A 25,694-nucleotide genomic window follows, 5' to 3' on the forward strand; every position below is an offset into this window, starting at 1 on the left:
GTTTTTACTCTATGGTAAAGTATTGAGTTATTTTAACTTATGTATTTGTTTTTAACAATACCCGATTTTCAAAAGGGCGGATTTGATGAAAATGACAGCCTTGCTGTGGTCGCCAAATTATCAGAATTGGGCATTGATTTTATTAAAATTTCTGGCGGAAACTACGAAAGCCCTGTAATGCTGGCTGAAAAATCCAGCACACGCCAAAGAGAAGCCTTTTTCCTAGATTATGCCGAAAAGGGACGCAAAATCAGCCAAGTACCGCTCATTATCACAGGCGGGTTTAGAAGCGAGGTGGTGATGAATGACGTATTGTCAAGCGGGCATTTGGACATGGTGGGCGTGGCTCGTCCTTTTGCCCTTGTGCCTGATTTACCCAATCAAATCAAAAATGGCACTTATGAAACGGTGCAGACCAATCGCATAAAAACAGGCATTAAACCGCTTGATGACAAAATCGGCTCGGTGCTAGAAATGGACTGGCATATGAGCCAAATGACACTCATCGGACAAGGCAAATCGCCCAATCCTAAGCTATCGGCGTGGCGTGTGCTTGCCAAGATCATTTGGGAAAATGGCAAGGCGGGGCTTAGTACGGGGAGAAGTTAAGAAATAAGTTGGCTTTGGATTTTGGTGTTATTGGATGTTAAGATGATACCTATCATCATCAATCTTCACCACCAGTTTATCGCCACGTTCTATCTTGCCCACCCCTTTTGGTGAGCCTGTCATGATGATGTCGCCTGCTTGTATGCCGTAGAGATTATCCAAATAATCCACCAAATAGTCAAATGAATACATCATCTTTTCGGTGCTGTCGTCTTGACGAATCTCGCCATTGACGGCTAAGGATAAATGATAATGGCGTTCGCTAAATGGCTTAAATCCCCCAAGCCAACACGCTCCCTTAAAACCTTTGGCTTTAAGCCACGGCAAGCCCTTAGCTTTGCACACGTCTTGCACGTCTCTGGCAGTCAAGTCAAGCCCTACCGTGTAGGCGATGATTTGCTTGTTCTCGCCGATGAGTAGCACAAGCTCGGTCTCGTGATGGATATTCTCCGAAAAGTCGGGCAAGGTGAGCGTATCGCCTGTTGTGATACTGCTGTTGGGTTTTAAAAAAACCAACGGTTCGGCAGGGATTTCGTTGTTAAGCTCGTGGATATGCTCCACATAGCTACGCCCGACGCAGTAGATGGTGTTGATGGGGTGGGCTTGCTTGTTGATAAAGACAGTAGTCATGGCAAAATTCCAAAAATTGGGGCAAAAACTAGTAAAGCGTAGCCAATGGGCTTAGGAACTCAGGCTTGTGATGATAAATGCCCCATTATCAAACTTGCCAAATACGGCTGATAATACACCGGCAGGTCATGTGCCATGCCGTCTACCGCTACGAATCGGCTGTTTGGGATGATTTTGGCAATGTGTTTACCGTGGCTTTGGTGTAGTAGCCCGTCTTTGTTGCCGTGAATGACGAGTGTGGGGGCGGTCACTTGACGAGTATACTGGAAAATCGAGCCTGTGGCAAGGATGGCGTTCATCTGCTGTGCCATGCCAAGCGGATGATGACAGCGATGATAGCGGATTGAGGCGATGTGGCGAGTGCCTTTGATGTCTAGATGACCGGGGGAGCCGACCGCTGTCATAAACCATACCGCATGACGGAGCATGTCCCGTTTGCTGTTGCTTTGGGCTTTTTTAAAAAAGGTAGAGAACTCTTTGGGTTTGGGTGGCACCAAAAAGGGGTGGTTGGTGCTACTAAACAGCAGGGCAAGCCTTTCGATATGATGGGGGTATTTGGCACAGACGATTTGGGCGATCATACCGCCCATGCTCGCCCCGACCAGATGTGTTTTGCCCAAATTCATCGCCCCAATCAGCCCTGCGACATCGTCCGCCATGTCGGGCAGGGTGTAGGCGACTTTTTCACGGGCGTTGGATAAGCCAATTTGGTTTTTGGCAATCATTTTTAGGATGTTGGTGTGTGGCAGTTTGGTTAGGTGCTTGATTTTGGTGGAGAGACCCGTATCACGGTTGTCAAATCTGATGACAAAAAACCCTGCGTCCATAAACTTTTTTAAAAAAGTATCCGACCAAAACAGCATTTGCGAGCCAAAGCCTGTGATGAACAGTAAAGGCGGATGGTCAGGGTTGCCCCCTGCTTCGACACACAGTGTAATACCACGTCCAACATCAACCATGCTTTGATAAAAATGGGGCGATAGGTCGGATGCTCGCCAGTCTTGGTTAAATCTATCCCAGCTTGGCGGTGGCGTGTGGGCGATGGGCGGTGGCAAATAGACCATGAATGATTAAATCTCAACCATCTCAAAGTCTTCTTTGCTCACGCCACAGTCGGGGCATGTCCAGTCGTTTGGGATGTCTTCCCAACGTGTGCCAGCAGGCAAACCCTCTTCGGGACAGCCTAAGGCTTCATCATAAATCCAACCGCAGACGATACATTGGTATTTTTTCATGGCAAAACTTCATTGATAAATGGGTATATAGTTTACACTCATACGCCCATTTTGTAAAGTCTTTTTTGATTGAAAAAATCAATCGTATTGTTTTTTTCAATCATTTTTCAAGTAACTGCTTTTGTAAATCCGCCCGAGCCTTGACAAAGCCGTCAATGCCTTTTAAAAGCAGTTCATTGACAGGAGTGTGGTCTTGTAAGTTTTTAAAGCCTTGTTCGTCAAGGGGTGTAGGACGTTCTAGCACTGTTTGGCTTGGGTTTAATTGGCGGGCAACGTCCGTCTCCATGCTGGCAAGCTCATCAAGCAAGGCAGGCGAGATGGTGAGTAAGTCGCACCCTGCTAGGGCAAGGAGTTGGGCGGTGGAGCGAAAACTTGCCCCCATGATTTCGGTGGCATAGCCGTGCGATTTATAAAATTCATAAATATTTTTGACTGAGTTTACGCCCAAATCATCATTTATGTCAATGCTTTGGTGGTTTTCATGTGCCTTTTGCCAGTCGGTCAGTCGCCCCACAAACGGCGAGATGAGCTTAACCCCAGCGTCAGCACACGCACGAGCTTGGGTGTCGGTAAAGAGCAGGGTTAGGTTGCAGTGAATGCCTTGTTTTTCTAGGATTTCGGCGGATTTGATGCCTTGCCAAGTGGCGGCGATTTTGATGAGAATGCGACTGGTGTCTACGCCCAGTTTGTCATAGAGTTCGATGAATGCTAGGGCATTTTGCAGGGTCTTGTCGGTGTCAAATGAGTGGCGTGCGTCCACTTCGGTGGAGACCCGTCCGTCGATGTGCGAGAGTATCCGCTTGCCCAGTTCGGCAGTGAGACGGTCGATGGTGTCATCATCAGACAGTCCTAAGCCTTTGATTTGGCGGATAAGCTCGTCATGCTCGCCTGAGAGTAGGGCGGAGGTTACTAGGCTTGGGTTGGTGGTGGCGTCTCGTGGACGCAAGCGAGCGATGGCGGTTAGGTCACCTGTATCAGCAACGATGGTGGTGTGCTTAGCGAGAGCGGTTAGGGCGTTCATGGTCATGGGTATCCTTGATGATAAAAGTGCTTTAACATACCACAAATACGGACGTTTGGCAAAATATTTGTTGGGAAAAGTTGGAGCATGTCTGCTGCGGATAATACTTTGGCGGAATCTGATAAAGATTAAAACCAATCTTCCAACAAAAAGAACGGCTTTTCATAACGCTTGGCTTCTTTGGGGGTGCATGGCTTGGAGGCTAGGCGATTTTTGATGGCAGGATTTTTGGCAAAGCTAATGTCATCGCACATCGCTCTGCCATGATAGGGGTGGATGGGCAGGTGCTTTTGTCGTAGGTTGGGCGTGTATTCGGGGGTGTTGGGGTTAAGGTTTGAGTTTAGGGTGACGGGCAGGGGGCTATTCACCCACTGGATGTGTTGGCAGGCACTGAGCATGCCACAAAGTAGCACTAAGCCAAAACGCACGAGCAGATGAGTCGTGCGTTTTTTTAGGATGATTGATAAGGGCGTGTTGAACATTGATAACATTCTTATAAAATATGGTAAAATTTGACAATTTCAATCAATTTTTGCATGAAAAATGGCTAAATCTTGTTTTTCATCGTCAAAAACTTGTCTGATAGAATAACTATCAGCCTGCATTTTTTCCTTGAAAAACGTGCGATTTTTCTCATTTTTCATTGCAAATACCAATATTCAACACGCCCAAGTCCAAATCAGTTGATACCACCACGTGACCATGTTGGTTCACGCACCGTCCCTTGGGTGTCAATGGTAAAGGCTTGCCCTGTTTTTAGAGAGCGAATGGTCATCTGACCACGTCCGCCTTTGTGAGATGAATAAACGATGCGATTACCATTGGGTGAGAAACTTGCTGATTCATCAATGCCTGTCGTGTCAATCGTGCCAGCCCCTGTTACCACTAGGCTACGCCCTGAGACATAGGCGATTTTGCTACCATCTGGGCTGACTCGGGGGTTTGCCCCTGCACCGCCAATGGCTGATGCTTGCCCCGTGTTCATGTTGTAGCGGTAGAGGCGTGGCGTGCGTGAGCCATTGTCAGCGGTAAAGACAAAAGAGCGACCGTCTGGGGTGTACTGCGGTGAGTTTTCTGCCCCTTTCATGTTGGTTAGGCGTTTTAGATGACCTGAGGCGATGTGTAGCTCATAGATGGACGGGTCATTATTTTCATGACTGCCTGAGAAAAGAATACTGGTGCCGTCAGGCGAGAACGATGCCCCTAGGTTGTTACCCTTAAATGGGGTAATGACTTGACCGCCACCACTGCTACTGGCACTTTGCAGATGAATGACTGGCAAGCCGTTAGGTTTTTGTACAGAGTAGGCGATACGCTGACCGTCAGGCGACCATGTGGGACTAAAAATAGAGCCTTGCGTGCTAAATAGCACACGGACGTTTTGCCCGTCAGCGTCCATCACTTTTAGGGTGGAAGTTTTATTGCGTGGGTCGCCTGTCTCTTCGACATAAGCGATACGCCCTGTAAAGTCGCCTGGTTCGCCTGTGATGATTTCATAAATCTTATCGCTCACAACATGAGCGGTGTGGCGAAGTTTGCTTTGGTTGTTCTCGCTGTATTTGGTTTGTCTGCCTTGCATGACACGTCCTGTGGCGACTTCGATGACTTCAAAGACGATGGCGATTTTGCCCCCTGTGACGTTTTGGGTTTGTCCAACCACGACATAATTAAAACCAGCATTTTGCCAATGTGATAGGTTTTGGCTAATCTCGGCAGAGGAGTGGGCACGTTGGGGTAGGTTTTGACTGGTGGTTTTTAGTTCGGTGTGGCTTAGGTTGTTGATGACGGTGTTGCTGACCACACTGTCGCCAGCAAAGGGAATGAGAGCGACTTGGTAGGGGTTTTGCACACCATCGACGTCAATGTCAAAGTTAAGCTCGCTGTCATTGGTGTTGCCCAGTGAGCCATAACCCACGGCAAAAGCAGGGCTTGCCACGACTAGGGCGACAGCTAGGGTTAGGTGGGATAGGGGGGTTTTGATGTTCATGAGGTATCCTTAAAAATGTTTAAATATGATATTTGGGGATGCAGGGCGTGCTAAACTTTTGTATTTGCAATGAAAATCACGAAAAATCGCACGTTTTTCAAGGAAAAAACTTGAGGCTGTGAGTTTTCTATCAGACAAGTTTTCGCCTTCGAGCCACAAGATTTAGCCATTTTTCATGCAAAAACGATTAGTTTTTTCTAAAATATTTCTATATTGTAAATAGTGTTATAAAAGACAGGCACGCCCTATATATTCTAATTGATTTTAAAATTAAAATTCAAGTCACGATAATTCGTGCCAACAATGGGCGTGAGTGGACTGGCTCGACGCACGGTATCTTCTAGCTGTTCACGCAAATAATCATCACCGCCTGAGACTTGCACGCTCAGCACGTTACCACCGCCATCCACTTTGAGCTTGACTTGTAAAGTTTGGTTTTTGCCAGTGGCTCGCCAATGTGAGCGAATGTGGCGTTGCAAGGCAGAGATGACTTCGTTGCGGTTGCTACTTTGTCCGCTACTGCCACTGCTATTACCGCCACTGACCGCTCCGCCACGTCCTACGGTGGGGGTGGTGGGCGTATCTTTGATGGTGCTTTGTCCATCGTCCAAACTTCGGCTGTCGGTACGATTGGCACGCTCTTTTTCGGCAATGGCGTTATCACGGCGTTCTCGGGCTTCATCAAGCCCTTGGCTGTTCTCACGGGCGATGTCATCATTACTGCGTTCTCGAGCTTCTAGCTCTGCCACGGCACGAGCCCGTTCACGCTCTTCGTCCGCCATGGCTTGCCTTTGCATTTCTATCTCGGAGAGTATCTCTTCGTCTAGGCTTTTGGCGTACTCTGCCATTTGAGATTGGTAGGCACGTTCACGCCTGGCAAGGTCGTCATAATAGGCTTCTAGCTGAGCACTGCGACTGCTGTCAGGGGTGGTGGTGTTTTGGATGCTATCGGCTTGGGCTTGGGACCGGGCTTGATGCTCAGCAAAGGCGTCAGCAATGGCGGCTTCTGCCCCTGCTAGGTCGTCCCCTGTGACTAGGCTCGCTTCTAAGGAGATGGTTTCGGGTAGAGGTTTTTGTTGGGTGTAGGCAAACAGCACTCCTGCCACAATCAGCCCATGCACCACGACACTACCCACGAGCGAGAGCAAGGGTTTAGGCTCTTTGGTGCCGATGTTGTCTAAGTCTAGGCGTGCGGTTTGATGGTTCATGATGAGCTGTTATTTTTTATTTTTTGCTGGATTGCTTTTTAGTGCTACTTTGACCGCTTAACAGTCCGACTTTGGTAACACCTGCCCCTTGCACCAGTGCCATGACGTGCATGACCGCTTCATAGGCGTTATCTTTATCGGCATTAATCAGTACTTGGAGCTGGCTACCGCTCTCGCCCATGTTCGCCTGTGCCATGTCGGTAAGCAAGGCAGACAGCTCGCTCTCGCTGATGGCTTGATCAATGGCCCTCTCATGACTGACAAACAGCTCACCATCTTTGGTAAGAGAGACGATGACAGGGGTCAGCTCACTTTTGGTGATGTTACTGGTTTTCTCACTTGGCAAATTGACTTCTACCCCTGTCGTGAGCATGGGAGCGGTTACCATAAAGATGATGAGTAGCACGAGCATGACGTCAATGTAAGGGACGACATTCATCTCGCTATTTAGGGATTTTTTGGCACGTGTGTAGCTGTTTTTCATGATGTCGCCTAACTCCGACCAGTACGCTGTGCCATGGTGTACTCATGAGCAAATACACCCGTTAGCTCCTCACAAAACAGCGCCCGAGACTCGTACAACGCTCCTGCCTTGGCGCTAAAATGGTTAAAGGCAAGACTGGCAGGAATGGCGGCAAATAACCCCATGGCGGTGGCAATCAAGGCTTCGGCAATACCAGGGGCGACGGTAGCAAGACTCACGCTCTCAGCACTAGATAACCCAATAAAAGCGGTCATAATCCCCCACACTGTGCCAAACAGTCCGATATAAGGCGAGACTGATGCGATACTGGCTAAGGTTGCCAAGCCTTGCTCTAATACGGCTTGTTGTTTGCCAATGGCGACTTTAAATTTACGCTCAACACTGTCTAGCGTGTCGGCTTGCATTGCCCCTGATTTTTGGGCTTTTAAAAACTCGCCATAACCGACAAAAAACACCTGCTCTAAGCCGGTGCGTTCAAGCTCATTGGCAACTGAGCTGTACTGTTTGGCAAGGGTGTTGCCTGACCATAGCCACGCTTCAAAATCATTATCAAAGCGTTTAGCACTGCCAAGTTTGGCGGACAGGTGAAAAATCAACCCCCAACCAATTAATGATAGGAGCAGTAGCAATCCCATGACCAGTTGCACCAGCAAACTGGCTTCTAAAATCAAATCTAAAACGTTAAGTTCGCTCATCGTATAAAATTTTGCCAAAAATGGCTTATTATAGCTGGTTTTTTAAAAAACCACACCAAAAAGTGTGCCTAAGTTTACAAACGGTATGAAAATTATCCTTAATGCCAGTGGCACGGCTTGTAAATCCTTGCATAAGCCCCATTTATCTGATTTTTAGAATGATTAATGATAACACAACAATGCCAAATGCAACCCAAAATCCCAACACTCTTCTACTCGCCAAAGACCGCCACATCGCTCATCGCTTAGAGCGTGAGTTGCGTGGCAATTTTCCTGCCGACATCAAGGCCAAAAAACAAGCCCAGCTTGATAGTATCATTGAGCGTTCTAGTCAGGCGGTACAAGCTCGTATGGACAGCGTGCCGTCTGATTTAAAGGATAAGCTCAATGCCGATTTGCCCGTTACCGCCCGAGCCGATGAGATTATCCGTGCGATACAGAACAATCAAGTCATCATCGTGGCAGGCGAGACAGGCTCGGGCAAAACCACTCAGCTCCCCAAACTTGTCATGCTCGCAGGACGGGGCATCACAGGGCAAATCGGACACACTCAGCCCAGACGGCTTGCCGCTCGCAGTGTTGCCATGCGAATTGCAGACGAGCTTGGCGAGAGTTTGGGGCAGACGGTGAGTTTTAAGGTGCGATTTACCGAGCAGGGCAGTCGTGATAGCCTTATCAAACTCATGACGGACGGTATTTTGCTTGCCGAGCTGGGGTCGGACAAGTTTTTGACACGCTATGACACCATTATCATTGACGAAGCGCACGAGCGTAGCTTAAATATTGACTTTATTTTGGGTTATTTAAAACGCCTACTGCCAAAACGCCCTGATTTAAAGGTCATCATCACGTCAGCCACCCTAGACACCGCCCGTTTTGCCGAGTATTTTAAGGCGTCCGTAAAAGGCGATGTGCCGATTATCAACGTAGAAGGGCGAAGCTATCCTGTGGAGACCCGCTATCGCCCCTTGATAGATGAGATTGTCAAAAGCCATGACGATGACGCTTTTGATGACATGGAAGACAAGCTCCCCAGAGCCTTGACGTCTGCCGTTGCCGAGTGTTTTGATGACGCACGCACCGAAGGACACCCAAGCTCATCGGACATTTTGATTTTTGCCAGTACCGAAGCCGAGATTCGTGAGATACAGGACATTTTAACCGCTCACGCACCGCCCCACACCGAGATTTTGCCCTTGTTTGCCCGCCAAAGTTTTGCCGAACAACAGTGTATTTTTAAGCCCACAGGGGGTAGGCGGATTATCATTTCAACCAACGTTGCCGAGACCGCCTTGACCGTGCCAAACATCCGCTATGTCATTGATTTGGGTTTTGCACGGATTAGCCGTTATAATTACCGCTCACGCATTCAGCGTTTGCCTATTGAAGCCATTAGCCAAGCGGCGGCGAACCAGCGAGCGGGACGTTGTGGACGGATTGGGGACGGTGTGTGCATACGTTTGTACTCTAAAGAAGATTTTGACAGCCGTCCGCCTTTTACCGAGCCTGAGATTTTGCGTACCAATTTGGCAAGCGTGATTTTGCAAATGGAGCATTTGGGGCTGGGCGATGTGGCAGAATTTGATTTTATCACACCGCCTGATTTACGCCTTGTCAATGACGGACGAAAACTCCTACACGAGCTTGGGGCGTTATCCGACACGCCAACCAAAACCGCCTTTAAAAAAGCCCTAAAAGGAAAAACGAGCAAACAAAAACACTCCGCTTTGACCGACATTGGCAAAAAAATGGCTCGTATGCCGATAGACCCATGCCTTGCCCGTATGCTCATCGCAGGGCATGAATTTGCCTGCCTTGACAAAATGCTCATCATCGTCTCCGCCCTTGCCGTGCAAGACGTGCGTGAACGCCCTGCCGATAAACAGTCGCAAGCTGACCAAAAGCACGCCCTGTTTCGCCGTGAAAATTCGGACTTTTTGTTTTATGTAGAATTGTTTAACGTACTGTTTAGCGCCCATGAAATGCACGGTGGCGATAAGCTGACTGGCAACGGACGCAAGAATTTTGCCAAAAAGCATTATTTGTCATTTCCACGCATCAAAGAATGGCAAAAAACGCATGAACAGCTTAGTCAAATGGTGGCAGATTTGGGTTATCAGATTGCTGATAATGACAATAAAATTGACGATAATAATACCAAAAAAGCTGATGATAAAAAAGATGCCCCAAAAGGTCGCATTGGCTTAAAAGGCGGTAAAAAAGCTAAGGTAGGAAACAGTGCGATTTTAGCCAGTTTAAAAGAACAAGGCAAAACCAAACTGCAATTTAGCGAAGATTATACCAGCATTCATCGGGCGTTATTGACGGCACTGCTATCTTTTGTTGCTCACAAAACCGACACGGTGGGCGAGTATCTCATGACCAAAAACCAAAAGGCACGTATTTTTCCTGCCAGCACCTTGCATAAAAAAGGAGCAGAATGGGTGCTCGCCTTTGAAGTGGTGGAAACTTCACAAGTGTATATGCGTACACTTTCCAAGATTGAACCTGAGTGGATTTTGTCGGCAGGCAAAAATCTTTTAAAATACCATTATTTTGAGCCACATTGGTCAAAAAAAGCCGGAAGAGTGCAAGCCTATGCTCAGATTAGCCTGTTTGGGCTGATTATTGTTCATAAACAATTGGTCAATTATGAAACCATTGACCTGACCGCAAGCCGTGAGATATTTATCCGTGATGCTTTGGTGGGGGACGTACAGGACAGCCAAGCGGACGAGCGATACCCTAAAGCCCTGCCGTTTTTGACCCACAACCGCCAAAAAATCAAAGACGTGGGCGACACCGAAGACAAGCTAAGACGGCGAGATTTACTCGTGGACGAAGAGCGACTTTATGAATTTTATGATGATAAAATTCCGCCCCACATTGCGTCCGCCAAAGCCTTTGAAGATTGGCTTGGCAAGGTAGGCGATGATGAGTTTTTAAAATTTAAAGACGAAGATGTCGTAAACAGTGTCGTCAATGTCGGACAAGAATTTCCCAAATTTTGGCAAGTGGGGGCAGTCAAATTCCCCTTGTCCTATGTCTTTGACCCAAGCTCGGACGATGACGGCGTAAGCGTCAAAGTGGGGGCAGGGGCATTGTCTCAGCTTGATGGTGTGGATTTATTGTGGGGTGTGGCAGGGTGGCGGTTTGAGCTTGTGTCAGGGCTATTAAAAACCTTGCCAAAAGACATTCGCCGAAAAATCGTCCCCATTCCTGACACCGCCCACGCCCTGATGGACAAACTTACGCAGGGCAATGGCGTGGGACTTTTAGACCAACTTTGTCATAATCTGCTTAGAATGGGCGTAAAAGTGGGGGCGGACGATTTTAAGATTCATGAGATTGATAAATATTTACAGCCCTTGATTTGCGTGCTTGATGACAAGGGGCGAGTGATTGAAAAAGGGCGAGATTTGGAAAAATTGCAAGCCAAGTACCGCACGCACGCCCAAGTACAGACCGTGTCCGAAGGCATTCACGACAGCTTCCCTGAGCATTTTGACTTTATCAAAACTCGTCATCATAAGGGCATGGTAACACAAGCCTTTTTTGCCCTAAGTCCTGATGAGACGGGCAAAGTAGCGGTGATGGAATTTGGCGACTTGACAGGGGCATTAGCCATGCATAAAAAAGGCGTGTTGTCGCTTGTCAGGCTGACACTCGGAGCAAAACAAAAACAGCTGACTTCTCAAATTGATAAAGTCTTTAAAATGGCGTTCGCTCCTTTGGGTGATTTGGAAAAATTAAAAAGCGTGCTGGTGGATGCGACTTTGCAAGCGACTTTTGAAAAATACGCCAAGCCCTTTGTTGATACGAGCGTGCGTAAAAAGGTGGCGGGCTTTGTGCGTGATGATAAGATGGGCGATTTGCTTGACAAAGTGCCCCTAAATGCAGGCGAGTTTGGGGCGGTTAGGGAGTTGATAAGCGGTCAGTTTTTGAGCGTGGGACAAGAGATGTTAAAGGTCTTAAAGGACATTTACACCACTTGGCAAACGGTGCGGGGACAGCTTTTGATGCTTGACCGTGATATTTTTGGCGAGAGCATTGATGACATTGAAGACCAGCTTGATGATTTGTGTTTGGGCGATTTTGTTTATCGTGTGCCTTATGAGGCTTGGCGACAGTATCCCCGTTATTTGGGGGCATTAAAGGTGCGTCTTGACCGTTTGCCGAACAATCTGGACAATGATTTGGACGGGGTGTATGCCCTTGATGAGCATATGGAAAGGCTGGCAAACCGCATTCACGACCCAAAAATCAGCGAGTATCGCTGGCTTGTGGAAGAATACCGCATACAACTGTTTTCCCAACCCATGAAAACGGCGGTGCCTGTCTCGGCAAAACGACTCGACAAGGTGTGGGCGAGTGTGATGACTAGGTAGGGTATGAAAAATTTGTTATTATTATCAGGCATGGACGGCACAGGGATTTTATTTCGTCCATTGCTTGATGAATTAAATCAATCAGATGTCAATTATCGCATTGCCATTTATGATTTTAATGCTTGTCATATTAAAGATAATAACAATCAAGCATTAGAATATCAAGCTGATAAAATTGTCAAGTTTATTCATGGTAATTTTGGATATGAGTCTTTTGTGGTGGTGTTTGAATCTTATTCATCGCTGTTTGTGCCTTATTTATTAAAATGCCAATTAGCTATTGAAAAGATTTATATTATCGGTGGGTTTTTGGCATGTCCGTCTGTATTGGCAAAATTTGGACTTTTCATCAATCCTGCATGGGCGAGATTATTGCCAAATCAATTATTGGGATTTCTATTATTTCGTCATTGGGCAAATGAGGAATTGATTGGCTTATTTCGTGAAGTGTTGGCAGTCATTAGTAGTCCTGCCATTTTACCCTTGTTTAAAAAGCGTCTATCCAATATCGCTCATGCCAAAATCCCAAGCCATTTACCAAAATCATCAGTCCCTTGCGTATATGTATCGGCAAGGTGTGATGATTTGGTTGATAAAAAGCAGGATTGGCATTTGGGACGATGTTTGAGAATATTGACTTTTTAGTCATTGATGGCACGCACTTTTTATTACAAACCAATCCCAAATTTTTGGCAGAGAGATTAAACTTAAAAATAAAACGGATTTAATTCGTCATTATTATCATCATTGGGTTTGATATTTACTTTTTCAAACTCCTCCAATACAGGCAAAAGACTGTTTGCCTCATGTGGTGGCAATACATCAAAGGCATTAAGATGATATTTGCCGAGTAGCTCTTTTAATTTGTCTTTGGCAAGGCGAACCGTCAGCATTTCATGTCCAGTTTCATCAAATTCACTATGAGTAATGACCCCAAGCTCATGCAAGGCGTTTTTTAATTGTCCTGCGTGATAGGGTAGGGTTAAGTAAAAATACGACAAGCTCCCCACCAAAAGTTCCTGCACCGCTTGGGTTAGTTCATTGATACCCAAATTTGCATGAGCCGACACATAAACACGGTGGGGTGTGGTAGCATCCTTATAATGAATGGTGGGCTTTTCTTTGGTTTTGTCGATTTTGTTATGGACAAGCAAGACAGGGGCGGTTGCACCAATTTCATGAAGGACGCTATTAACTGCGTCAATCTGCTCGTGCATGTTGGGACTGCTATTGTCAATAATATGCAATAACAAATCCGCCTCCAAAGTCTCTTCTAGCGTGGCGTGAAAGCTCTCCACAAGTTCGTGTGGCAGATTTTGCACAAAGCCGACCGTATCCGCCAGCACCACTTTGCCCACGCCTTGCCAGTCAATTTGACGCAAAGTGGGGTCAAGCGTGGCAAACAACTGGTCAGCACTGTAAATGTTCTCGCCCGTCAAGGCGTTGAACAGCGTGGATTTGCCCGCATTGGTGTAGCCGACCAGCGAGACGGTGGGCGTGGACGATTTGGTGCGTTTGGCTCGTCCGATTTGGCGAGTTTGCTTGACTTTGGCGAGCTTGGCTTTGAGCTGACCTACCCGCACTTGGAGTAGCCGTCTGTCGGTTTCAAGCTGGGTTTCGCCGGGGCCCCGTAGCCCAATACCGCCTTTTTGTTGTCCAAGATGGGCATAGCCACGCACCAGCCTTGACGATAAATGGGTCAGCTGTGCCAATTCCACTTGCAGTTTGCCTTCATAAGTCCTTGCTCGTTTGGCAAAAATGTCTAAAATCAGCCCCATACGGTCAATGACCTTGCATTGCAAGATTTTTTCCAAATTGCGTTCTTGACTGGGTGTAAGTGTATGATTAAAAAGAACTATTTCTGCCCCTGTTTCGGCAACTTTTTGGGCGATTTCGTCCGCCTTGCCCGTCCCTACAAAATATTTGGCAGAAGGTTTGTTCATTGTGCCTGTGATTTCGCCCAAAATTTCGGCATCGGCAGAAATGGCAAGTAGGCGAAATTCGTCCAAATCGTTTTGATTGTCGGCAAAATCCAAACTTTTAAAGGTGCAATGCACCAAAATCGCCTTTTCTGTGTCTTTGTGTTGTTCAAAATAGTGCAAAGTTTTTCCTTAACAAGGATTTTAAAATAAAGTATAATGGCATAATTAAAAATTTTTTTCAAGGTTTATTGTGCAATAAAAATTATTTTTTAAAGTTGATTAGATTGTGGTTTTTTAAATGAAAAAAATAATAAGTTATCAATTTTGCTATTTTTTAAAATTAAGTTTGGTAAGGTGCGTATCAAGAACTATTAAAAGTTAATAACTAAAAATGGTAATTTAATTATTTTATTTTTTAATTTGGATTTTAAGGTGTGTATCACACACGATTAAAAATCATCATTATAAGATTATATCTTAATGGTTTTTATATTAAAAAATAATCGATAAGTTAAATAAGGTGTTGTGTAATACGCACCTTATGATTATCAAAATAAACCAATTTTTAAATCATTGTTATTTTAAAAAAATACAATGATTTTAATAAAATTATCTGTTATAATAATTGCCATATTCAACTATAAGATATGTACCATACACCACTTTTGGACTAATTCTTTTTAATGGTGCGTAATACGCACCTTACGCCAAAAATGAAATTTTTGTCATTTGGCATCACTTAAATCAGCAACAAACCGAACTTTATTTGGAAAATTTAAAATGACCGACTTTAACGAAACCCCAAACCCCTTATTCGCCCCTTTGCCCAATTTTGCCTTATCCGCCAATGGCAAAATTTTAAATTTATCCAAACCCAGAATAATGGGCATTTTAAATGTTACGCCCGATTCTTTTTCGGACGGTGGGCAATTTACCGCCACCCACACCGCCCTTGCCCGAGTGGACGAAATGCTACGGCAAGGGGCAGACATTATTGACATTGGAGCGGAATCCACTCGCCCCAATGCCACGCCTGTTACAGACGATTTGGAGCTGGCTCGTCTAACGCCCATTGTCCGTGAAATCAAAAAAACCTACCCCAATCTTTGGCTGTCCATTGACACGAGTAACCCGGCCGTTATGGCACAAATGGCGGATTTGGGGGCGGACATTTGGAACGATGTGCGGGGGCTGTCAAGGGCGGGGGCGGTAGAGACGGCAAGTCGTTTGGCTTTGCCTGTCGTCTTAATGCACAGTCGGGGCGAGCCTCTCACAATGGACAAAATGGCGGTGTATGACGATGTGCTAGCCGAAGTGTCGGCGGAGCTTGGGGGCTTGGTGGATAAGGCGGTGCAAGCGGGCGTTCGGCGAGAAAACATCGTCCTTGATGTGGGTATGGGCTTTGCCAAAGAATACGGGCATCATATTGATATTGCTAAGAATTTGGGTGAATTTGGCAAATTGGGTTATCCGATGTTGTTTGGCGTATCTCGTAAACGCTTTGTTGGCGAAATTTTGGCGGAGAGCGGTATTGAAACCCTAGCAAACACCAATCCTGCCGAGCGAGATACCGCCAGCACCGCCCTTGCTCTCTTTGCGGTGGCACAGGGGGTAGGCATTGTGCGGACGCATAATGTGGCACAGGTGGCACAAAGTTTGGCGGTGTGGTATTCGCTTTCGGATAGGGTTGATGACGATTGATAAAGGGCTTGCGTATTTGCAATTTTTGGCGTTTTTGACATTTTTGGTGGGGATAATAAAATATATGATTAGAAATCAGATATTTTTTATTTGCATTGGAATGAAATACCCAAAAGCCACAAAAATAGAAATGGTATTGGCGATGGTTGGTATTGCTTTTTAATATAATGATGCTTGTGAGAAATATCTGATTTTTGGGATTTTAAATTAAATATTTTCAAAAAAAATCAATCCGAAAGTAAGATGTATAGTCTGTAGGTTGGGTTGAGATAACGAAACCCAACATTTTAAATCCGAAACTTAAATTGTTGGGTTTGCTATCGCTTAACCCAACCTACCGAGCTATGGCGACTTGCAGTGGGGTTAAAATATTTTCGGCGTTAAAAAATGTTTCAAAAGCCTTTTTTTGTTTGAGTGAAAAATCGTTAAAATATTCATTTTCAGTATAAACCCAAATCGGCATCGCTTTTTGAAGGCTTGGAATGAACATCTTTTCTTAGATAGAAGCAATGCCATCTTCTTTAAAAAATAGATATTTTGTCATTTTTTTGCTTAAAAGTTGAATTGATAAAAAAATAATTTTTAACAATCATAACCATAATCTTTAATAGGCAGTTTTTGCCCAATCACTTTTTCTATCTTTTCTTTTAAATGGTTTTTATCAAAAGCATAACAAGGCAAAATTAAAAGGCGAGTGGTGTATTCTTTGCCCTTTTCTAAAATGCAAAAATCGTCCCAGCCGCAGCCTTTGGCGGGTAAGGCACGCGTCATTTCAAAGCGTTCTATTTGGTCAAGCGGTACAAATTGAGCTGATATTTCATCGGCAATTCCCAAAATTCCATTGGTTGTATCCACCCATAGAACAGGCTTTTTGCCGAAACGCTCTGTTAAAATAGGTGGTCGGCGTTTCACCGATTGATATTCTTTATAATTTCTGGTCAAAGAAATTTCTTCTTCAAAAAGCACAAAATCAGAAATTTGCATCTTGCTTTCATATTTTTCATTCAAAAGTAAATGCGGATATTCTCTTTGGTTAATGACTTCAAAATGAAGCTGTTGAGTATCTTTCCAAAAATACAATGATTATTGGTGTCAAAATCAAAACCGATGTCGTAATAAGGAATATGATTTTTGCGTTCTTTTAAATGCCTGTGCAAAGTGTTTTTTATCGCTAAAACTTCTTCTAAATTAATGGTATAAGGATTAAAAACCACAAAAGAATACGACTGAACAGCAATATCCTTTCTGTGGTGGGAAACATAATAAAATCCCCAATTTTTAAAGAGCAGATTTCCCACTCGCACAGGATATTTAAAGGCGTAGTGGTTGGAAAGTTCCAGCTCCATATCGAGCGTGTTGTTAGGCTCCACGCAGGGCAAGGCGATTATTTCGGCATAAGTGCTATCCCACGAAACGAATTCTTTTTCAGGCGATTGGACTTCAAAGCCTAAGTTATAATCGTTGTAATTTTTGTCTAAAATTTCATATAGTTTTTTCATTTCAATTTGAAAGTATCAAAAATTTGGGCTTTTTCATCGGTATCACGATAAAAAGAGCTGTTATCAGGTTTGAAATTGCCCATTTTTTCTATGGAAGTTCGTAGGTTGGGTTGAGATAACGAAATCCAATATTTTAAATCCAAAATTTAGACCGTTGGGTTTTGCTATCGCTTAACTCAAATACGGGCTGACCTTGGAATTTTAATGGTTGCAGATGGTCTTTGTCAATAGGCGTACCATTTAAAGACGCTCTTTATAAAAAAGTTATATCTATCACCCCACGCCCACTGATAATAACACCACACCACCAATGTCATCATTTGTAAGTTTTTGGGGTGCAGGGTAGAAAAAAAGTTGGGTTTCGTATTGTAACCCAACTTACAAGCTGAACAAAATTCCCAATCGGCATTAGAACACATTCGCCCCTTTGACTATACAATGGTCTACACATAAAAATACTTGCACTCCCCGAAAAAATAGCGTATAATGAGGCGTTTTATCCTAGTCTCGTCCGTTTTCAAGTGTTGGCAGGTCGCCAATCACGGCAGACAGGTTTCTTGGAGAGTACAAATGTACGCAGTTATCAAAAGTGGCGGTAAGCAACACCGTGTCAGCGTTGGCGAGACTTTGAAAGTTGAGCTTCTAAAAGCAGAAGTTGGTGCAACCTTGAATATTGAGGAAGTGCTGATGGTAGTAAATGGTGCTGATGTAAAAATCGGTCAGCCTGTGGTTGCTGGTGCCAGCGTGGTTGCAGAAGTAGTTTCTCACGGTCGTGGCAAAAAGGTGCGTATCGTTAAGCACCGTCGCCGTAAGCACTATCACAAAGAGCAAGGTCATCGTCAATGGTACACCGAGCTTAAAATCAACGCAATCAATGGTTAATTTATATACTTTATAAAAAGTATTCACAGGAGATATTCTCATGGCAACTAAAAAAGCTGGTGGTTCCACCAAAAACGGTCGCGATTCTAACCCAAAAATGCTCGGCGTAAAAGTATTTGGCGGTCAAGATGTCATCGCAGGTAACATTATCGTGCGTCAGCGTGGCACCGAATTTTACGCAGGTGAAGGCGTAGGCATGGGTCGTGACCACACGCTATTTGCCTTGACTGATGGCGTGGTAAAATTTGAAAAGAAAGGCGAGTTTGGTCGCCGTTATGTGTCTGTTGTTGGCGAATAATTGGCCAAAGGCTTGACACAAAATCCCACGAGTATACACTAGTGGGATTTTTGTTTCGGTGATTAAAATTTATTTAACATAATACTTTTTGATGTTTGCGTGGTGTTTTGGATAGGGGGGTATAAAGCCTGCGTAAGGTGCGTATCATGCACCATTAAATAGATTTCATTAAAAACGGTGTGTGGTACGCACCTTACGCCTAAGGTTGATTTTGCGGTACTTTTAAAATTTTTGACCGTATTATTTTGACATGATGACCAACGTTTCCAACACCAAGGCGAAATTGTGTAAAAAATGCAAAAATATGGCAAAGGCAAGTGTTCCCCCTGTGGTTCTGGCAGAAACAAAAATAAAACTGCTGATAAAATAGAACATTACAGCGGTTGGGTCAAAGTTGTAGTGTGCAAAAGCAAAAACAGCACTGCTAAGAATTAAAGCAATGCGTTCGCTTTGAAAGGCATCTAAGGTCGCCCGCCATAAAAATCCACGCATCAGAATTTCTTCATAAATAGGGGCAATAATCACGGTGCTGATTAAGGTTGCCCAAAGTCCATAAGTTAAAATATCTTCGCTTAACCTAATATGAATAGCTCGGGTGTGATTCGCCCATTGAAATGAATGTAAGCTAATAAAAATAATCGTCCATAATAATAAAAAATTCCAATTTGGTTTGTTAAATCCCAAATATGAAGACAAACCTTCATAAGAATAATGATAAAGACGATAATGGACAAGCCAAATCACAACAAAGGTAAGTAAACATAAACCGCTTTTAAATAAAATCAAAAACCATAATTTCTCATTGTAAGCCAAAAGGATAAATGACTTTAATAATTTCTTCATTAAAAAAATGAAAGATAAACGTTGAAAAAATGCCCAATGTGAGAGTTGCAATAGAAAAAATGAGAATTTCTATTTTTGAAAATAAGGGCTCTTCATATTCCCAGTTCTCATCAAAATTACCATCAAAATCATTGTCATGTGGTTCTAGGGGCATGGAGTTTCCTACTGATGAGTATGAGAAATAGGTGTGGTGGGGTATACATAGTAATGATTGCAATATTTCATATAACGCACAGGAATGCAAGCGGTAGTATAAAATTCATATAACGCTTCGTGTGAAGTGCTAAAGGAGTGGTCAAATTTAGCAGAACGTTTGATGAGTTCATTGATGAAAGAATCTGTGATGTTATTTGTGCGATTGTCAATTGCCATAAGGTGATTTTCTTCAATGTGTGTGTTATTAAACTTGATAACTGCTTGAAATTCTTTTGAGATAAGTGAGGGCATGGTGGTTAGCTCCATTTGATAGGGTCGCTCATCTTTATCCCAGAAATATGTGTGTGAAAAACAAACGTGCCTGTAGTGAATACGTTTGTTGCCTGTGTCATTAATGAGTGTTTGAGTCATGCTTTTAAAAAATAAGCTTTGGTGCAGGTCATAATAGCGAAAAATCGGCTGAAAATAAAATCTGGTTGCTAAAATTACTGCCATACAGCCAATACCAAGCCAATATTGTGTAAATTCATAAATATACGCCCAGTGTGATGAATGTATTATAATCGTTCGGATATAATTTTTTAACCAACAGATATTTTTTATAAACCGTGCTTTTATGATAAAGATTTTATAAAAAATGTGATATAATTACCAGTTAGATTAAAATATTTTGAGAAATTATGCGTTTTATTGATGAAGCTGTAATCAGCGTAAAGGCAGGCGATGGCGGTAACGGCATTGTTAGTTTTCGCCGTGAAAAATTTGTCCCCAAAGGCGGGCCTGATGGCGGTGATGGCGGTAAGGGTGGCGATGTTTATGTGATTGCTGATGACAACACCAACACACTCGTGGATTTTCGTTATACTCGTAAATTTGAAGCCAAAAGGGGTGAAAACGGTCGCTCCAAAAACTGCTCGGGCAAAGGGGCGGACGACATCTATCTAAAAGTGCCTGTAGGGACAACGATTATTGATACCGACCTTGATGTGGTGATTGGCGATTTGACCGAAGTGGGGCAAGTCGTGCTTGTTGCTAAAGGCGGAGACGGTGGGTTTGGTAATACCCGTTTTAAAACTTCTACCAACCAAGCCCCCCGTAAAGCAATCCCTGGTTTTGCTGGCGAAGCCAAAAATCTGAAGTTAGAGCTAAAAGTCGTGGCGGACGTGGGGCTAATTGGTTTGCCAAACGCAGGTAAATCCACCTTTATCCGTCAAGTGTCGTCCGCTCGCCCAAAAGTGGCGGATTATCCTTTTACCACCCTTGTGCCGAACCTAGGCGTGGTGGACGTGGGAACGCATCAGTCCTTTGTGATGGCGGATATCCCGGGCTTGATTGAAGGGGCGTCAGATGGGGCAGGGCTTGGCATTCGCTTTTTAAAGCACGTTGCCCGTACCAGACGGCTACTTCATATCGTGGACGTAAAACCCATTGATGAGTCAAATCCTGTGGAGAACGCACGCATTATTCTAAATGAGCTTGAAAAATTCTCTGCTGAATTGTCCAAATTGCCCCAAATTTTGGTATTAAACAAAATTGACCAATTAGAAGATGATGAGATTGATGAAGTTTGTAATAATATCGTCAAAGAGCTAGACTGGCAGGGCGAAGTGTTTCGCACGTCTACCATTAGCGGACAAGGTGTGGACGAGATTAAATATCATCTGATGAGTGAGATTGAGGCGGAGCAAGAGCGAGAGGCGGAGGACGCTGATTTTGCCAAAGAAAGAGCTGAACGATTTGCCAGACTTGAAGAAGAAGTTCGCCACAACACCGAAATCCAAAAAGAAGCCTACCGTGCCCGCCGTAAAGCCGAGCGTGAGGGCGTATCGGACGATGACGATGATGATTGGAATGATGACGACTATGATGTGGCAGTGGAATACGCTCCGTACTGATGATGGGCTGATATAAGGAAATAGCATGGATAATTTGCCAAAGCGTATCGTGGTAAAAATCGGCTCATCGCTACTGACCAACAACGGTCGTGGACTGGACCGTACCGCCATTTATGAATGGGCAAGACAAATCGCCACCTTGCACGCTCGTGGGATTGAAGTTGTGCTGGTGTCTAGTGGGGCGGTTGCCGAAGGCGTGGTTCGCATGAATCTGCCCGAACGCCCCAAAAAATTGACTGCCTTGCAAGCCTGTGCGTCCATTGGACAGATGGGGCTGATTGAGACATGGTGGCAAGCGTTAATCCAAAAAGGCGTGCAGTCATCACAGATTCTCTTGACTCATGACGACTTAGCTCACCGCTCCCGTTATCTTAACATTAGCCAGACCATGAGCCAGCTTTTGGCGTGGCGTGTCGTGCCTGTCATCAATGAAAATGATACGGTCAGCTATGGCGAGATAAAATTTGGCGATAATGACACGCTTGGGGCGATGAGTGCGACCATGATAGGGGCGGATTTGTACATTATCCTAACCGATCAAGACGGTGTATTTACCGACAATCCACGCACCAATCCCAACGCCAAGCTTATCACAAGCGAGCGAGCGATGGCGGATTATCTGTTTGATGTGGCAGGGGACGGTGGTAAATGGGGGTCTGGCGGTATGCTAACCAAAATCCGTGCGGGGCGATTGACCGCCATGGCAAACTGCCCGACCATCATCGCCAATGGTAAGGTGGAAAATGTCATCGTGCGACTGGTGGATGGCGAGGCTATCGGCACACGACTCACGACCGACCATGCCGACCGCCTGATTGCCAAAAAGCAATGGCTTGCCACGCACCTACGTATGGCGGGCACGCTCATCATCGATGATGGGGCAGTCAAGGCGATTACCGAACAGCACAAATCGCTACTGTCTGTGGGCGTGCTAGACGTGCAAGGTGATTTTGACATGGGCGATGTGGTGGAGATTGTTAACACCCAAAAAGTGCGGTTGGCGGTGGGTCAAGTTGGTTTTGATAGCAGTCAAGCCAAACAAATCACCCAAAAACACACCGATGAAGTCCTACAAATCCTAAACCTAAGCGACAACGACAAAGCCATTATGGTGCACCGTGATGACATGGCGGTTTTGTGATAGATATTTAAAATTTTGATATTGTTTAATAAAGATGCATTTTACAATTTGGGTGTGTAGGGGCGAATTGCAATTTGCCCAAAAATGAGCACGTTATTAAAGGGCAAGTGTCATTTGCCCCTACAAATTTACCCAAAGGTATAGTCAATTAACAATGAAAAAATTTTAAAAATTGATTTAACTAAAAGATAATAGTCCAAAAAGTATGCTGAACTAGGTTTTCCGTTCGCCCTGAGCTATGCCTACGGGTAGGAAAACCGTTATGGTTCGACAAGCTCACCACGAACGGTTTTCTTTGTAGCATACTTTTTGAACCAGAGCCAACTAAAAATTAACTTAACCAGTGGAATGACAATGACCCAACAATTTGCCCCCCTAAAAAATGACCGCCTACTGCGTGCTTTGCGTTTTGAGCCTATTGATGTCACCCCTGTATGGATGATGAGGCAGGCAGGGCGTTATTTACCAGAATACAAAGAAACCCGTGCCAAAGCAGGTGATTTTTTAAGCCTGTGCAAGGACACCGACATGGCGACTGAAGTTACCTTGCAGCCGTTACGCCGTTTTGAGCTGGATGCGGCGATTTTGTTCAGTGATATTTTGACAATCCCTGATGCGTTTGGGCTTGGACTTTATTTTGAAGAAGGCGAAGGCCCTAAACTTAAATACACCGTACGCACACCGACCGACCTTGAACGTTTGCCAAAAATTGATGTAAACAGTCAGCTTGACTATGTGCTAAAAGCGGTAACCAATATCCGAAAAGAGCTAAACGGACAAGTGCCACTGTTTGGATTTAGTGGCAGTCCTTGGACTTTGGCGACCTATATGGTGGAAGGCGGTTCTAGCCGTGAGTTTCGCCATACCAAAGAGATGATGTACGCCCGACCACAGTTTTTGCACGCCTTACTTGCCAAAATCTCGGACGCTGTCGTGGATTATCTGGGCGCTCAGATACATGCAGGGGCTCAGATTGTGCAGATTTTTGACAGTTGGGGTGGGGCGTTGGGTCATCGTCAATTTGTGGAATTTAGCCATAATTATAATCGTGAAATCATCGCCCGCTTAAAAGCCAATCACCCCGATGTGCCTGTGGTCATGTTTACCAAAGGCGGTGGCTTATGGCTTGATGCTCAAGCGGACAGTCAAGCCGACTGCTTGGGGCTGGACTGGACAATGCCCCTAGACAAGGCAAGACATGAACTTAATGATGCTCAAAAGGCTTTGACGGTCAAGCACAAAAAGCTACAACGTCAAAAAGCCATTCAAGGTAACCTTGATCCTGCCACGCTTTACGGCTCGCCTGCCGACATCAAAAAGGCGGTACATGATATGCTATCAGATGCCTATGTGAATGACAAAACGGGCTATGTGGCAAATTTTGGGCATGGCATTACCCAGTGGGTCAAACCCGAACACGCTAAGGTATTTGTGGATAGTGTGCATGAGTTTAAACTGTAAGCTACTGTCAAAAGTAAAAAAAGGGAGAAAATACTTCCTGTTTTTTTGTGGTTAAGCCAAACTGTTTGCCATGATTTCGCCATTTTGACAAATTATCAGCGAAACGCCATAGGTAGACGACAGGGGCGAATGCCGTGTTCGCTGTTCATGACGCAAGCAAGGGTAATCACACCAATGGTGGCGACCTTTCCCTGATTAAAATCATCATCACTGCGGTAGATGCACTGAGTCATGATGAGACTGGCGGGCTTTTTGGCGACATCAGTAATGGCAACGACAAGGTTGTCATCAACCAAAAGTGGTAATTTATAGGTTAAATCAGCGCGACTGACCACAAAATGCACCTTGCCTTGCTGTCCGTCTGTGCCATCTGCCGTCCCGTTCGTGTCAAAAAAATAACCATTAAAGCCGAGCGATGTCAGCCAATCCCGACGGCAGTTCTCAAAAAAAGTCAAATGATTGGCATGATAGACGATACCGCCTGCGTCTGTGTGGTTGATATAGACTTTGTGGTGGTTGCTAAAAATGGGTTTTGCTTGAGCAATCATGGGTTATTCCTTAAATTTTTAACCATTGTACATCTAAATGTAAAAAATATCATCTTTATGTGGAAAGTGTTTTTGTTAAAAATTGAAAAATCAGGGTGTTTTTAACATGGTTTGTGTTAGAATGTAAGTATTCATTTTGTAAAAAGGAGTAGCCCATGACTTACGACAACACCAACATTTTTGCCAAAATCCTGCGTGGCGAGATTCCTTGCCATAAGGTTTATGAAGATGACAAAACCCTTGCCTTTATGGACGTCATGCCACAGGCAACAGGTCATGTGCTGGTCATTCCAAAATGTGAAGCGGTGGAGCTGTCTGATTTGCCGTGCGAGTATGCCTGTGCAGTGTTCAAAACCGCCCAAAAAGTCATCACTGCCCAACGCACTGCCCTAGGTGTGGACGGCATTGTGCAGATGCAACTTAACCACGCGGGTGCAGGACAAAGCGTATTTCACTACCACATGCACCTAATCCCAACCCACGTCCACGAGCTGGGCAAGCACGAGAGTGTCATGGCAGACCAAGACGAGCTGGCGGAGCTGGCAAGTAAAATCCGTGAAGTCATTGACGGTAAGTAGGGCGTTTTGAACATTTTCTACCTTGACCCTGACCCGATACGCTGTGCCATTTTTCATGGTAATAAGCATGTGGTCAAGATGATATTAGAATACGCCCAGTTACTGTGTACCGCTCATCATCTAGGTGATAGCGTCCTTTGCGATGATGAGCGGGCGGTTCTGTATAAATGCACGCACCAAAACCACCCATGTGCGGTGTGGGTGCGTGGCTCAAAGTCGCATTATGACTGGCTTTATCAGCTGTTTGTCGCCCTGTGTGATGAATATACGCACCGCTATGGCAAGGTTCATCTGACCGACCAAAAGCTCCGCCACATTCTGATAAACTGCCCCATCTCTGCCGACACGCCATTTGTAGCACCGCCACAGGTCATGCCCGATGAGTATCAAGGCGATGATACAGTCACCGCTTATCGCGCCTATTATCGCTGTGGCAAGGCGGATATTTTGGCGTATACGGGTCGCCCAAGCCCTGATTGGTTATAGTTTTAATTTAACCCTTAAACATACAAT

Annotated in this window: 28 protein-coding genes; 11 read left to right on the top strand and 17 right to left on the bottom strand. The window is 44.9% G+C overall.

What is annotated here, in order from left to right:
• Positions 1–39 precede the first annotated feature (39 nt).
• Positions 40–609, top strand: coding sequence for an oxidoreductase (locus B0182_RS13860; RefSeq protein WP_112742194.1), 570 nt, complete (start codon positions 40–42; stop codon positions 607–609).
• A 27-nt stretch (positions 610–636) separates the two neighbouring features.
• Here the strand turns inward: B0182_RS13860 and B0182_RS04730 are convergent, their stop codons facing one another.
• From B0182_RS04730 to tolQ, 10 genes are all read right to left on the bottom strand, one after another.
• Complete coding sequence (locus tag B0182_RS04730) at positions 637–1,239, bottom strand: fumarylacetoacetate hydrolase family protein (protein WP_078273832.1); 603 nt, start codon at positions 1,237–1,239, stop codon at positions 637–639.
• Positions 1,240–1,298: 59 nt separating this feature from the next.
• Positions 1,299–2,303, bottom strand: coding sequence for an alpha/beta fold hydrolase (locus B0182_RS04735; protein ID WP_078273833.1), 1,005 nt, complete (start codon positions 2,301–2,303; stop codon positions 1,299–1,301).
• Positions 2,304–2,309: 6 nt separating this feature from the next.
• A complete protein-coding gene (locus B0182_RS04740; RefSeq protein ID WP_029102102.1) occupies positions 2,310–2,474 on the bottom strand; it encodes a rubredoxin in 165 nt (54 codons plus the stop codon).
• A 100-nt stretch (positions 2,475–2,574) separates the two neighbouring features.
• Positions 2,575–3,495, bottom strand: coding sequence for a transaldolase family protein (locus B0182_RS04745; protein ID WP_078273856.1), 921 nt, complete (start codon positions 3,493–3,495; stop codon positions 2,575–2,577).
• 128 nt (positions 3,496–3,623) lie between these two features.
• The gene (locus B0182_RS04750; RefSeq protein ID WP_078273834.1) at positions 3,624–3,977 is read right to left on the bottom strand and encodes a hypothetical protein; all 354 of its coding nucleotides are present in this window, start codon (positions 3,975–3,977) and stop codon (positions 3,624–3,626) included.
• 39 nt (positions 3,978–4,016) lie between these two features.
• A complete protein-coding gene (locus B0182_RS15135) occupies positions 4,017–4,139 on the bottom strand; it encodes a hypothetical protein (protein WP_264676253.1) in 123 nt (40 codons plus the stop codon).
• 35 nt (positions 4,140–4,174) lie between these two features.
• Complete coding sequence (locus B0182_RS04755; RefSeq protein WP_078273835.1) at positions 4,175–5,482, bottom strand: PD40 domain-containing protein; 1,308 nt, start codon at positions 5,480–5,482, stop codon at positions 4,175–4,177.
• 254 nt (positions 5,483–5,736) lie between these two features.
• Entirely contained in the window at positions 5,737–6,690 is a 954-nt protein-coding gene (locus B0182_RS04760) for a cell envelope integrity TolA family protein (RefSeq protein WP_078273836.1), read from the bottom strand.
• Between the two features lie 16 nt (positions 6,691–6,706).
• Positions 6,707–7,174 carry a protein TolR gene (gene tolR / locus B0182_RS04765; protein WP_078273837.1) on the bottom strand — a complete coding sequence of 156 codons (468 nt, stop codon included), beginning with the start codon at positions 7,172–7,174 and terminating at the stop codon, positions 6,707–6,709.
• Between the two features lie 8 nt (positions 7,175–7,182).
• Positions 7,183–7,869 carry a protein TolQ gene (gene tolQ / locus B0182_RS04770; RefSeq protein WP_078273838.1) on the bottom strand — a complete coding sequence of 229 codons (687 nt, stop codon included), beginning with the start codon at positions 7,867–7,869 and terminating at the stop codon, positions 7,183–7,185.
• A gap of 179 nt (positions 7,870–8,048) precedes the next feature.
• On the opposite strand from tolQ, the gene hrpA reads away from it, so the two are divergent.
• Together hrpA and B0182_RS04780 are read left to right on the top strand one after the other, a co-directional pair.
• Positions 8,049–12,257, top strand: a complete 4,209-nt coding sequence (gene hrpA, locus B0182_RS04775) for an ATP-dependent RNA helicase HrpA (protein WP_078273857.1) — start codon at positions 8,049–8,051, stop codon at positions 12,255–12,257.
• Between the two features lie 3 nt (positions 12,258–12,260).
• Positions 12,261–12,902: a hypothetical protein gene (locus B0182_RS04780; protein WP_078273839.1), complete on the top strand. Its 642-nt coding sequence runs from the start codon at positions 12,261–12,263 to the stop codon at positions 12,900–12,902.
• 62 nt (positions 12,903–12,964) lie between these two features.
• On the opposite strand, the gene hflX is transcribed toward B0182_RS04780, so the two are convergent.
• Positions 12,965–14,359, bottom strand: coding sequence for a ribosome rescue GTPase HflX (gene hflX, locus B0182_RS04785; RefSeq protein WP_078273840.1), 1,395 nt, complete (start codon positions 14,357–14,359; stop codon positions 12,965–12,967).
• A 600-nt stretch (positions 14,360–14,959) separates the two neighbouring features.
• Here hflX and folP point away from each other — a divergent pair.
• Positions 14,960–15,880 carry a dihydropteroate synthase gene (folP, locus tag B0182_RS04790; protein ID WP_078273841.1) on the top strand — a complete coding sequence of 307 codons (921 nt, stop codon included), beginning with the start codon at positions 14,960–14,962 and terminating at the stop codon, positions 15,878–15,880.
• Positions 15,881–16,462: 582 nt separating this feature from the next.
• On the opposite strand, the gene B0182_RS04795 is transcribed toward folP, so the two are convergent.
• Complete coding sequence (locus B0182_RS04795) at positions 16,463–16,864, bottom strand: hypothetical protein (protein ID WP_078273842.1); 402 nt, start codon at positions 16,862–16,864, stop codon at positions 16,463–16,465.
• Positions 16,865–16,884: 20 nt separating this feature from the next.
• Complete coding sequence (locus tag B0182_RS04800; RefSeq protein ID WP_078273843.1) at positions 16,885–17,379, bottom strand: hypothetical protein; 495 nt, start codon at positions 17,377–17,379, stop codon at positions 16,885–16,887.
• A gap of 570 nt (positions 17,380–17,949) precedes the next feature.
• On the opposite strand from B0182_RS04800, the gene rplU reads away from it, so the two are divergent.
• Positions 17,950–18,261, top strand: a complete 312-nt coding sequence (gene rplU, locus B0182_RS04805) for a 50S ribosomal protein L21 (RefSeq protein WP_078273844.1) — start codon at positions 17,950–17,952, stop codon at positions 18,259–18,261.
• A 40-nt stretch (positions 18,262–18,301) separates the two neighbouring features.
• The gene (rpmA, locus tag B0182_RS04810) at positions 18,302–18,559 is read left to right on the top strand and encodes a 50S ribosomal protein L27 (RefSeq protein ID WP_078273845.1); all 258 of its coding nucleotides are present in this window, start codon (positions 18,302–18,304) and stop codon (positions 18,557–18,559) included.
• Positions 18,560–18,799: 240 nt separating this feature from the next.
• On the opposite strand, the gene B0182_RS04815 is transcribed toward rpmA, so the two are convergent.
• The 3 genes from B0182_RS04815 to B0182_RS04825 form a co-directional block, all read right to left on the bottom strand.
• Positions 18,800–19,243, bottom strand: coding sequence for a CPBP family intramembrane glutamic endopeptidase (locus B0182_RS04815; RefSeq protein ID WP_158079634.1), 444 nt, complete (start codon positions 19,241–19,243; stop codon positions 18,800–18,802).
• Positions 19,244–19,358: 115 nt separating this feature from the next.
• Positions 19,359–19,556, bottom strand: a complete 198-nt coding sequence (locus B0182_RS04820; protein WP_078273847.1) for a hypothetical protein — start codon at positions 19,554–19,556, stop codon at positions 19,359–19,361.
• 8 nt (positions 19,557–19,564) lie between these two features.
• A complete protein-coding gene (locus B0182_RS04825) occupies positions 19,565–20,053 on the bottom strand; it encodes a hypothetical protein (protein ID WP_078273848.1) in 489 nt (162 codons plus the stop codon).
• A 185-nt stretch (positions 20,054–20,238) separates the two neighbouring features.
• Between B0182_RS04825 and cgtA the strand changes: the two genes are divergently transcribed.
• From cgtA to hemE, 3 genes are all read left to right on the top strand, one after another.
• The gene (cgtA, locus tag B0182_RS04830) at positions 20,239–21,453 is read left to right on the top strand and encodes an Obg family GTPase CgtA (protein WP_078273849.1); all 1,215 of its coding nucleotides are present in this window, start codon (positions 20,239–20,241) and stop codon (positions 21,451–21,453) included.
• A 25-nt stretch (positions 21,454–21,478) separates the two neighbouring features.
• Positions 21,479–22,594 carry a glutamate 5-kinase gene (proB, locus tag B0182_RS04835; protein WP_078273850.1) on the top strand — a complete coding sequence of 372 codons (1,116 nt, stop codon included), beginning with the start codon at positions 21,479–21,481 and terminating at the stop codon, positions 22,592–22,594.
• Between the two features lie 354 nt (positions 22,595–22,948).
• Positions 22,949–24,055 (top strand): uroporphyrinogen decarboxylase, encoded by a 1,107-nt coding sequence (gene hemE, locus B0182_RS04840; RefSeq protein ID WP_078273851.1) that lies wholly within the window; start codon positions 22,949–22,951, stop codon positions 24,053–24,055.
• 95 nt (positions 24,056–24,150) lie between these two features.
• On the opposite strand, the gene B0182_RS04845 is transcribed toward hemE, so the two are convergent.
• Positions 24,151–24,603 (bottom strand): hotdog domain-containing protein, encoded by a 453-nt coding sequence (locus B0182_RS04845; protein ID WP_078273852.1) that lies wholly within the window; start codon positions 24,601–24,603, stop codon positions 24,151–24,153.
• A gap of 155 nt (positions 24,604–24,758) precedes the next feature.
• On the opposite strand from B0182_RS04845, the gene B0182_RS04850 reads away from it, so the two are divergent.
• Complete coding sequence (locus B0182_RS04850; RefSeq protein ID WP_078273853.1) at positions 24,759–25,181, top strand: HIT family protein; 423 nt, start codon at positions 24,759–24,761, stop codon at positions 25,179–25,181.
• 6 nt (positions 25,182–25,187) lie between these two features.
• Positions 25,188–25,667, top strand: a complete 480-nt coding sequence (locus B0182_RS04855) for a pyrimidine dimer DNA glycosylase/endonuclease V (protein WP_112742196.1) — start codon at positions 25,188–25,190, stop codon at positions 25,665–25,667.
• Positions 25,668–25,694 lie beyond the last annotated feature (27 nt).

The sequence above is a fragment of the Moraxella bovis genome, from assembly GCF_002014975.1.
In the GTDB taxonomy this organism is placed as follows: domain Bacteria; phylum Pseudomonadota; class Gammaproteobacteria; order Pseudomonadales; family Moraxellaceae; genus Moraxella; species Moraxella bovis.

What these genes read in the sequence shown, in the direction of transcription:
- B0182_RS13860 (WP_112742194.1), top strand. Translation starts at nt 40, where the DNA reads ATGTATTTGTTTTTAACAATACCCGATTTTCAAAAGGGCGGATTTGAT.
- B0182_RS04730 (WP_078273832.1), bottom strand. Translation starts at nt 1,239, where the DNA reads ATGACTACTGTCTTTATCAACAAGCAAGCCCACCCCATCAACACCATC.
- B0182_RS04735 (WP_078273833.1), bottom strand. Translation starts at nt 2,303, where the DNA reads ATGGTCTATTTGCCACCGCCCATCGCCCACACGCCACCGCCAAGCTGG.
- B0182_RS04740 (WP_029102102.1), bottom strand. Translation starts at nt 2,474, where the DNA reads ATGAAAAAATACCAATGTATCGTCTGCGGTTGGATTTATGATGAAGCC.
- B0182_RS04745 (WP_078273856.1), bottom strand. Translation starts at nt 3,495, where the DNA reads ATGAACGCCCTAACCGCTCTCGCTAAGCACACCACCATCGTTGCTGAT.
- B0182_RS04750 (WP_078273834.1), bottom strand. Translation starts at nt 3,977, where the DNA reads ATGTTCAACACGCCCTTATCAATCATCCTAAAAAAACGCACGACTCAT.
- B0182_RS15135 (WP_264676253.1), bottom strand. Translation starts at nt 4,139, where the DNA reads ATGAAAAATGAGAAAAATCGCACGTTTTTCAAGGAAAAAATGCAGGCT.
- B0182_RS04755 (WP_078273835.1), bottom strand. Translation starts at nt 5,482, where the DNA reads ATGAACATCAAAACCCCCCTATCCCACCTAACCCTAGCTGTCGCCCTA.
- B0182_RS04760 (WP_078273836.1), bottom strand. Translation starts at nt 6,690, where the DNA reads ATGAACCATCAAACCGCACGCCTAGACTTAGACAACATCGGCACCAAA.
- tolR (WP_078273837.1), bottom strand. Translation starts at nt 7,174, where the DNA reads ATGAAAAACAGCTACACACGTGCCAAAAAATCCCTAAATAGCGAGATG.
- tolQ (WP_078273838.1), bottom strand. Translation starts at nt 7,869, where the DNA reads ATGAGCGAACTTAACGTTTTAGATTTGATTTTAGAAGCCAGTTTGCTG.
- hrpA (WP_078273857.1), top strand. Translation starts at nt 8,049, where the DNA reads ATGCCAAATGCAACCCAAAATCCCAACACTCTTCTACTCGCCAAAGAC.
- B0182_RS04780 (WP_078273839.1), top strand. Translation starts at nt 12,261, where the DNA reads ATGAAAAATTTGTTATTATTATCAGGCATGGACGGCACAGGGATTTTA.
- folP (WP_078273841.1), top strand. Translation starts at nt 14,960, where the DNA reads ATGACCGACTTTAACGAAACCCCAAACCCCTTATTCGCCCCTTTGCCC.
- B0182_RS04795 (WP_078273842.1), bottom strand. Translation starts at nt 16,864, where the DNA reads ATGCAAATTTCTGATTTTGTGCTTTTTGAAGAAGAAATTTCTTTGACC.
- B0182_RS04800 (WP_078273843.1), bottom strand. Translation starts at nt 17,379, where the DNA reads ATGAAAAAACTATATGAAATTTTAGACAAAAATTACAACGATTATAAC.
- rplU (WP_078273844.1), top strand. Translation starts at nt 17,950, where the DNA reads ATGTACGCAGTTATCAAAAGTGGCGGTAAGCAACACCGTGTCAGCGTT.
- rpmA (WP_078273845.1), top strand. Translation starts at nt 18,302, where the DNA reads ATGGCAACTAAAAAAGCTGGTGGTTCCACCAAAAACGGTCGCGATTCT.
- B0182_RS04820 (WP_078273847.1), bottom strand. Translation starts at nt 19,556, where the DNA reads ATGCCCCTAGAACCACATGACAATGATTTTGATGGTAATTTTGATGAG.
- B0182_RS04825 (WP_078273848.1), bottom strand. Translation starts at nt 20,053, where the DNA reads ATGGCAGTAATTTTAGCAACCAGATTTTATTTTCAGCCGATTTTTCGC.
- cgtA (WP_078273849.1), top strand. Translation starts at nt 20,239, where the DNA reads ATGCGTTTTATTGATGAAGCTGTAATCAGCGTAAAGGCAGGCGATGGC.
- proB (WP_078273850.1), top strand. Translation starts at nt 21,479, where the DNA reads ATGGATAATTTGCCAAAGCGTATCGTGGTAAAAATCGGCTCATCGCTA.
- hemE (WP_078273851.1), top strand. Translation starts at nt 22,949, where the DNA reads ATGACCCAACAATTTGCCCCCCTAAAAAATGACCGCCTACTGCGTGCT.
- B0182_RS04845 (WP_078273852.1), bottom strand. Translation starts at nt 24,603, where the DNA reads ATGATTGCTCAAGCAAAACCCATTTTTAGCAACCACCACAAAGTCTAT.
- B0182_RS04850 (WP_078273853.1), top strand. Translation starts at nt 24,759, where the DNA reads ATGACTTACGACAACACCAACATTTTTGCCAAAATCCTGCGTGGCGAG.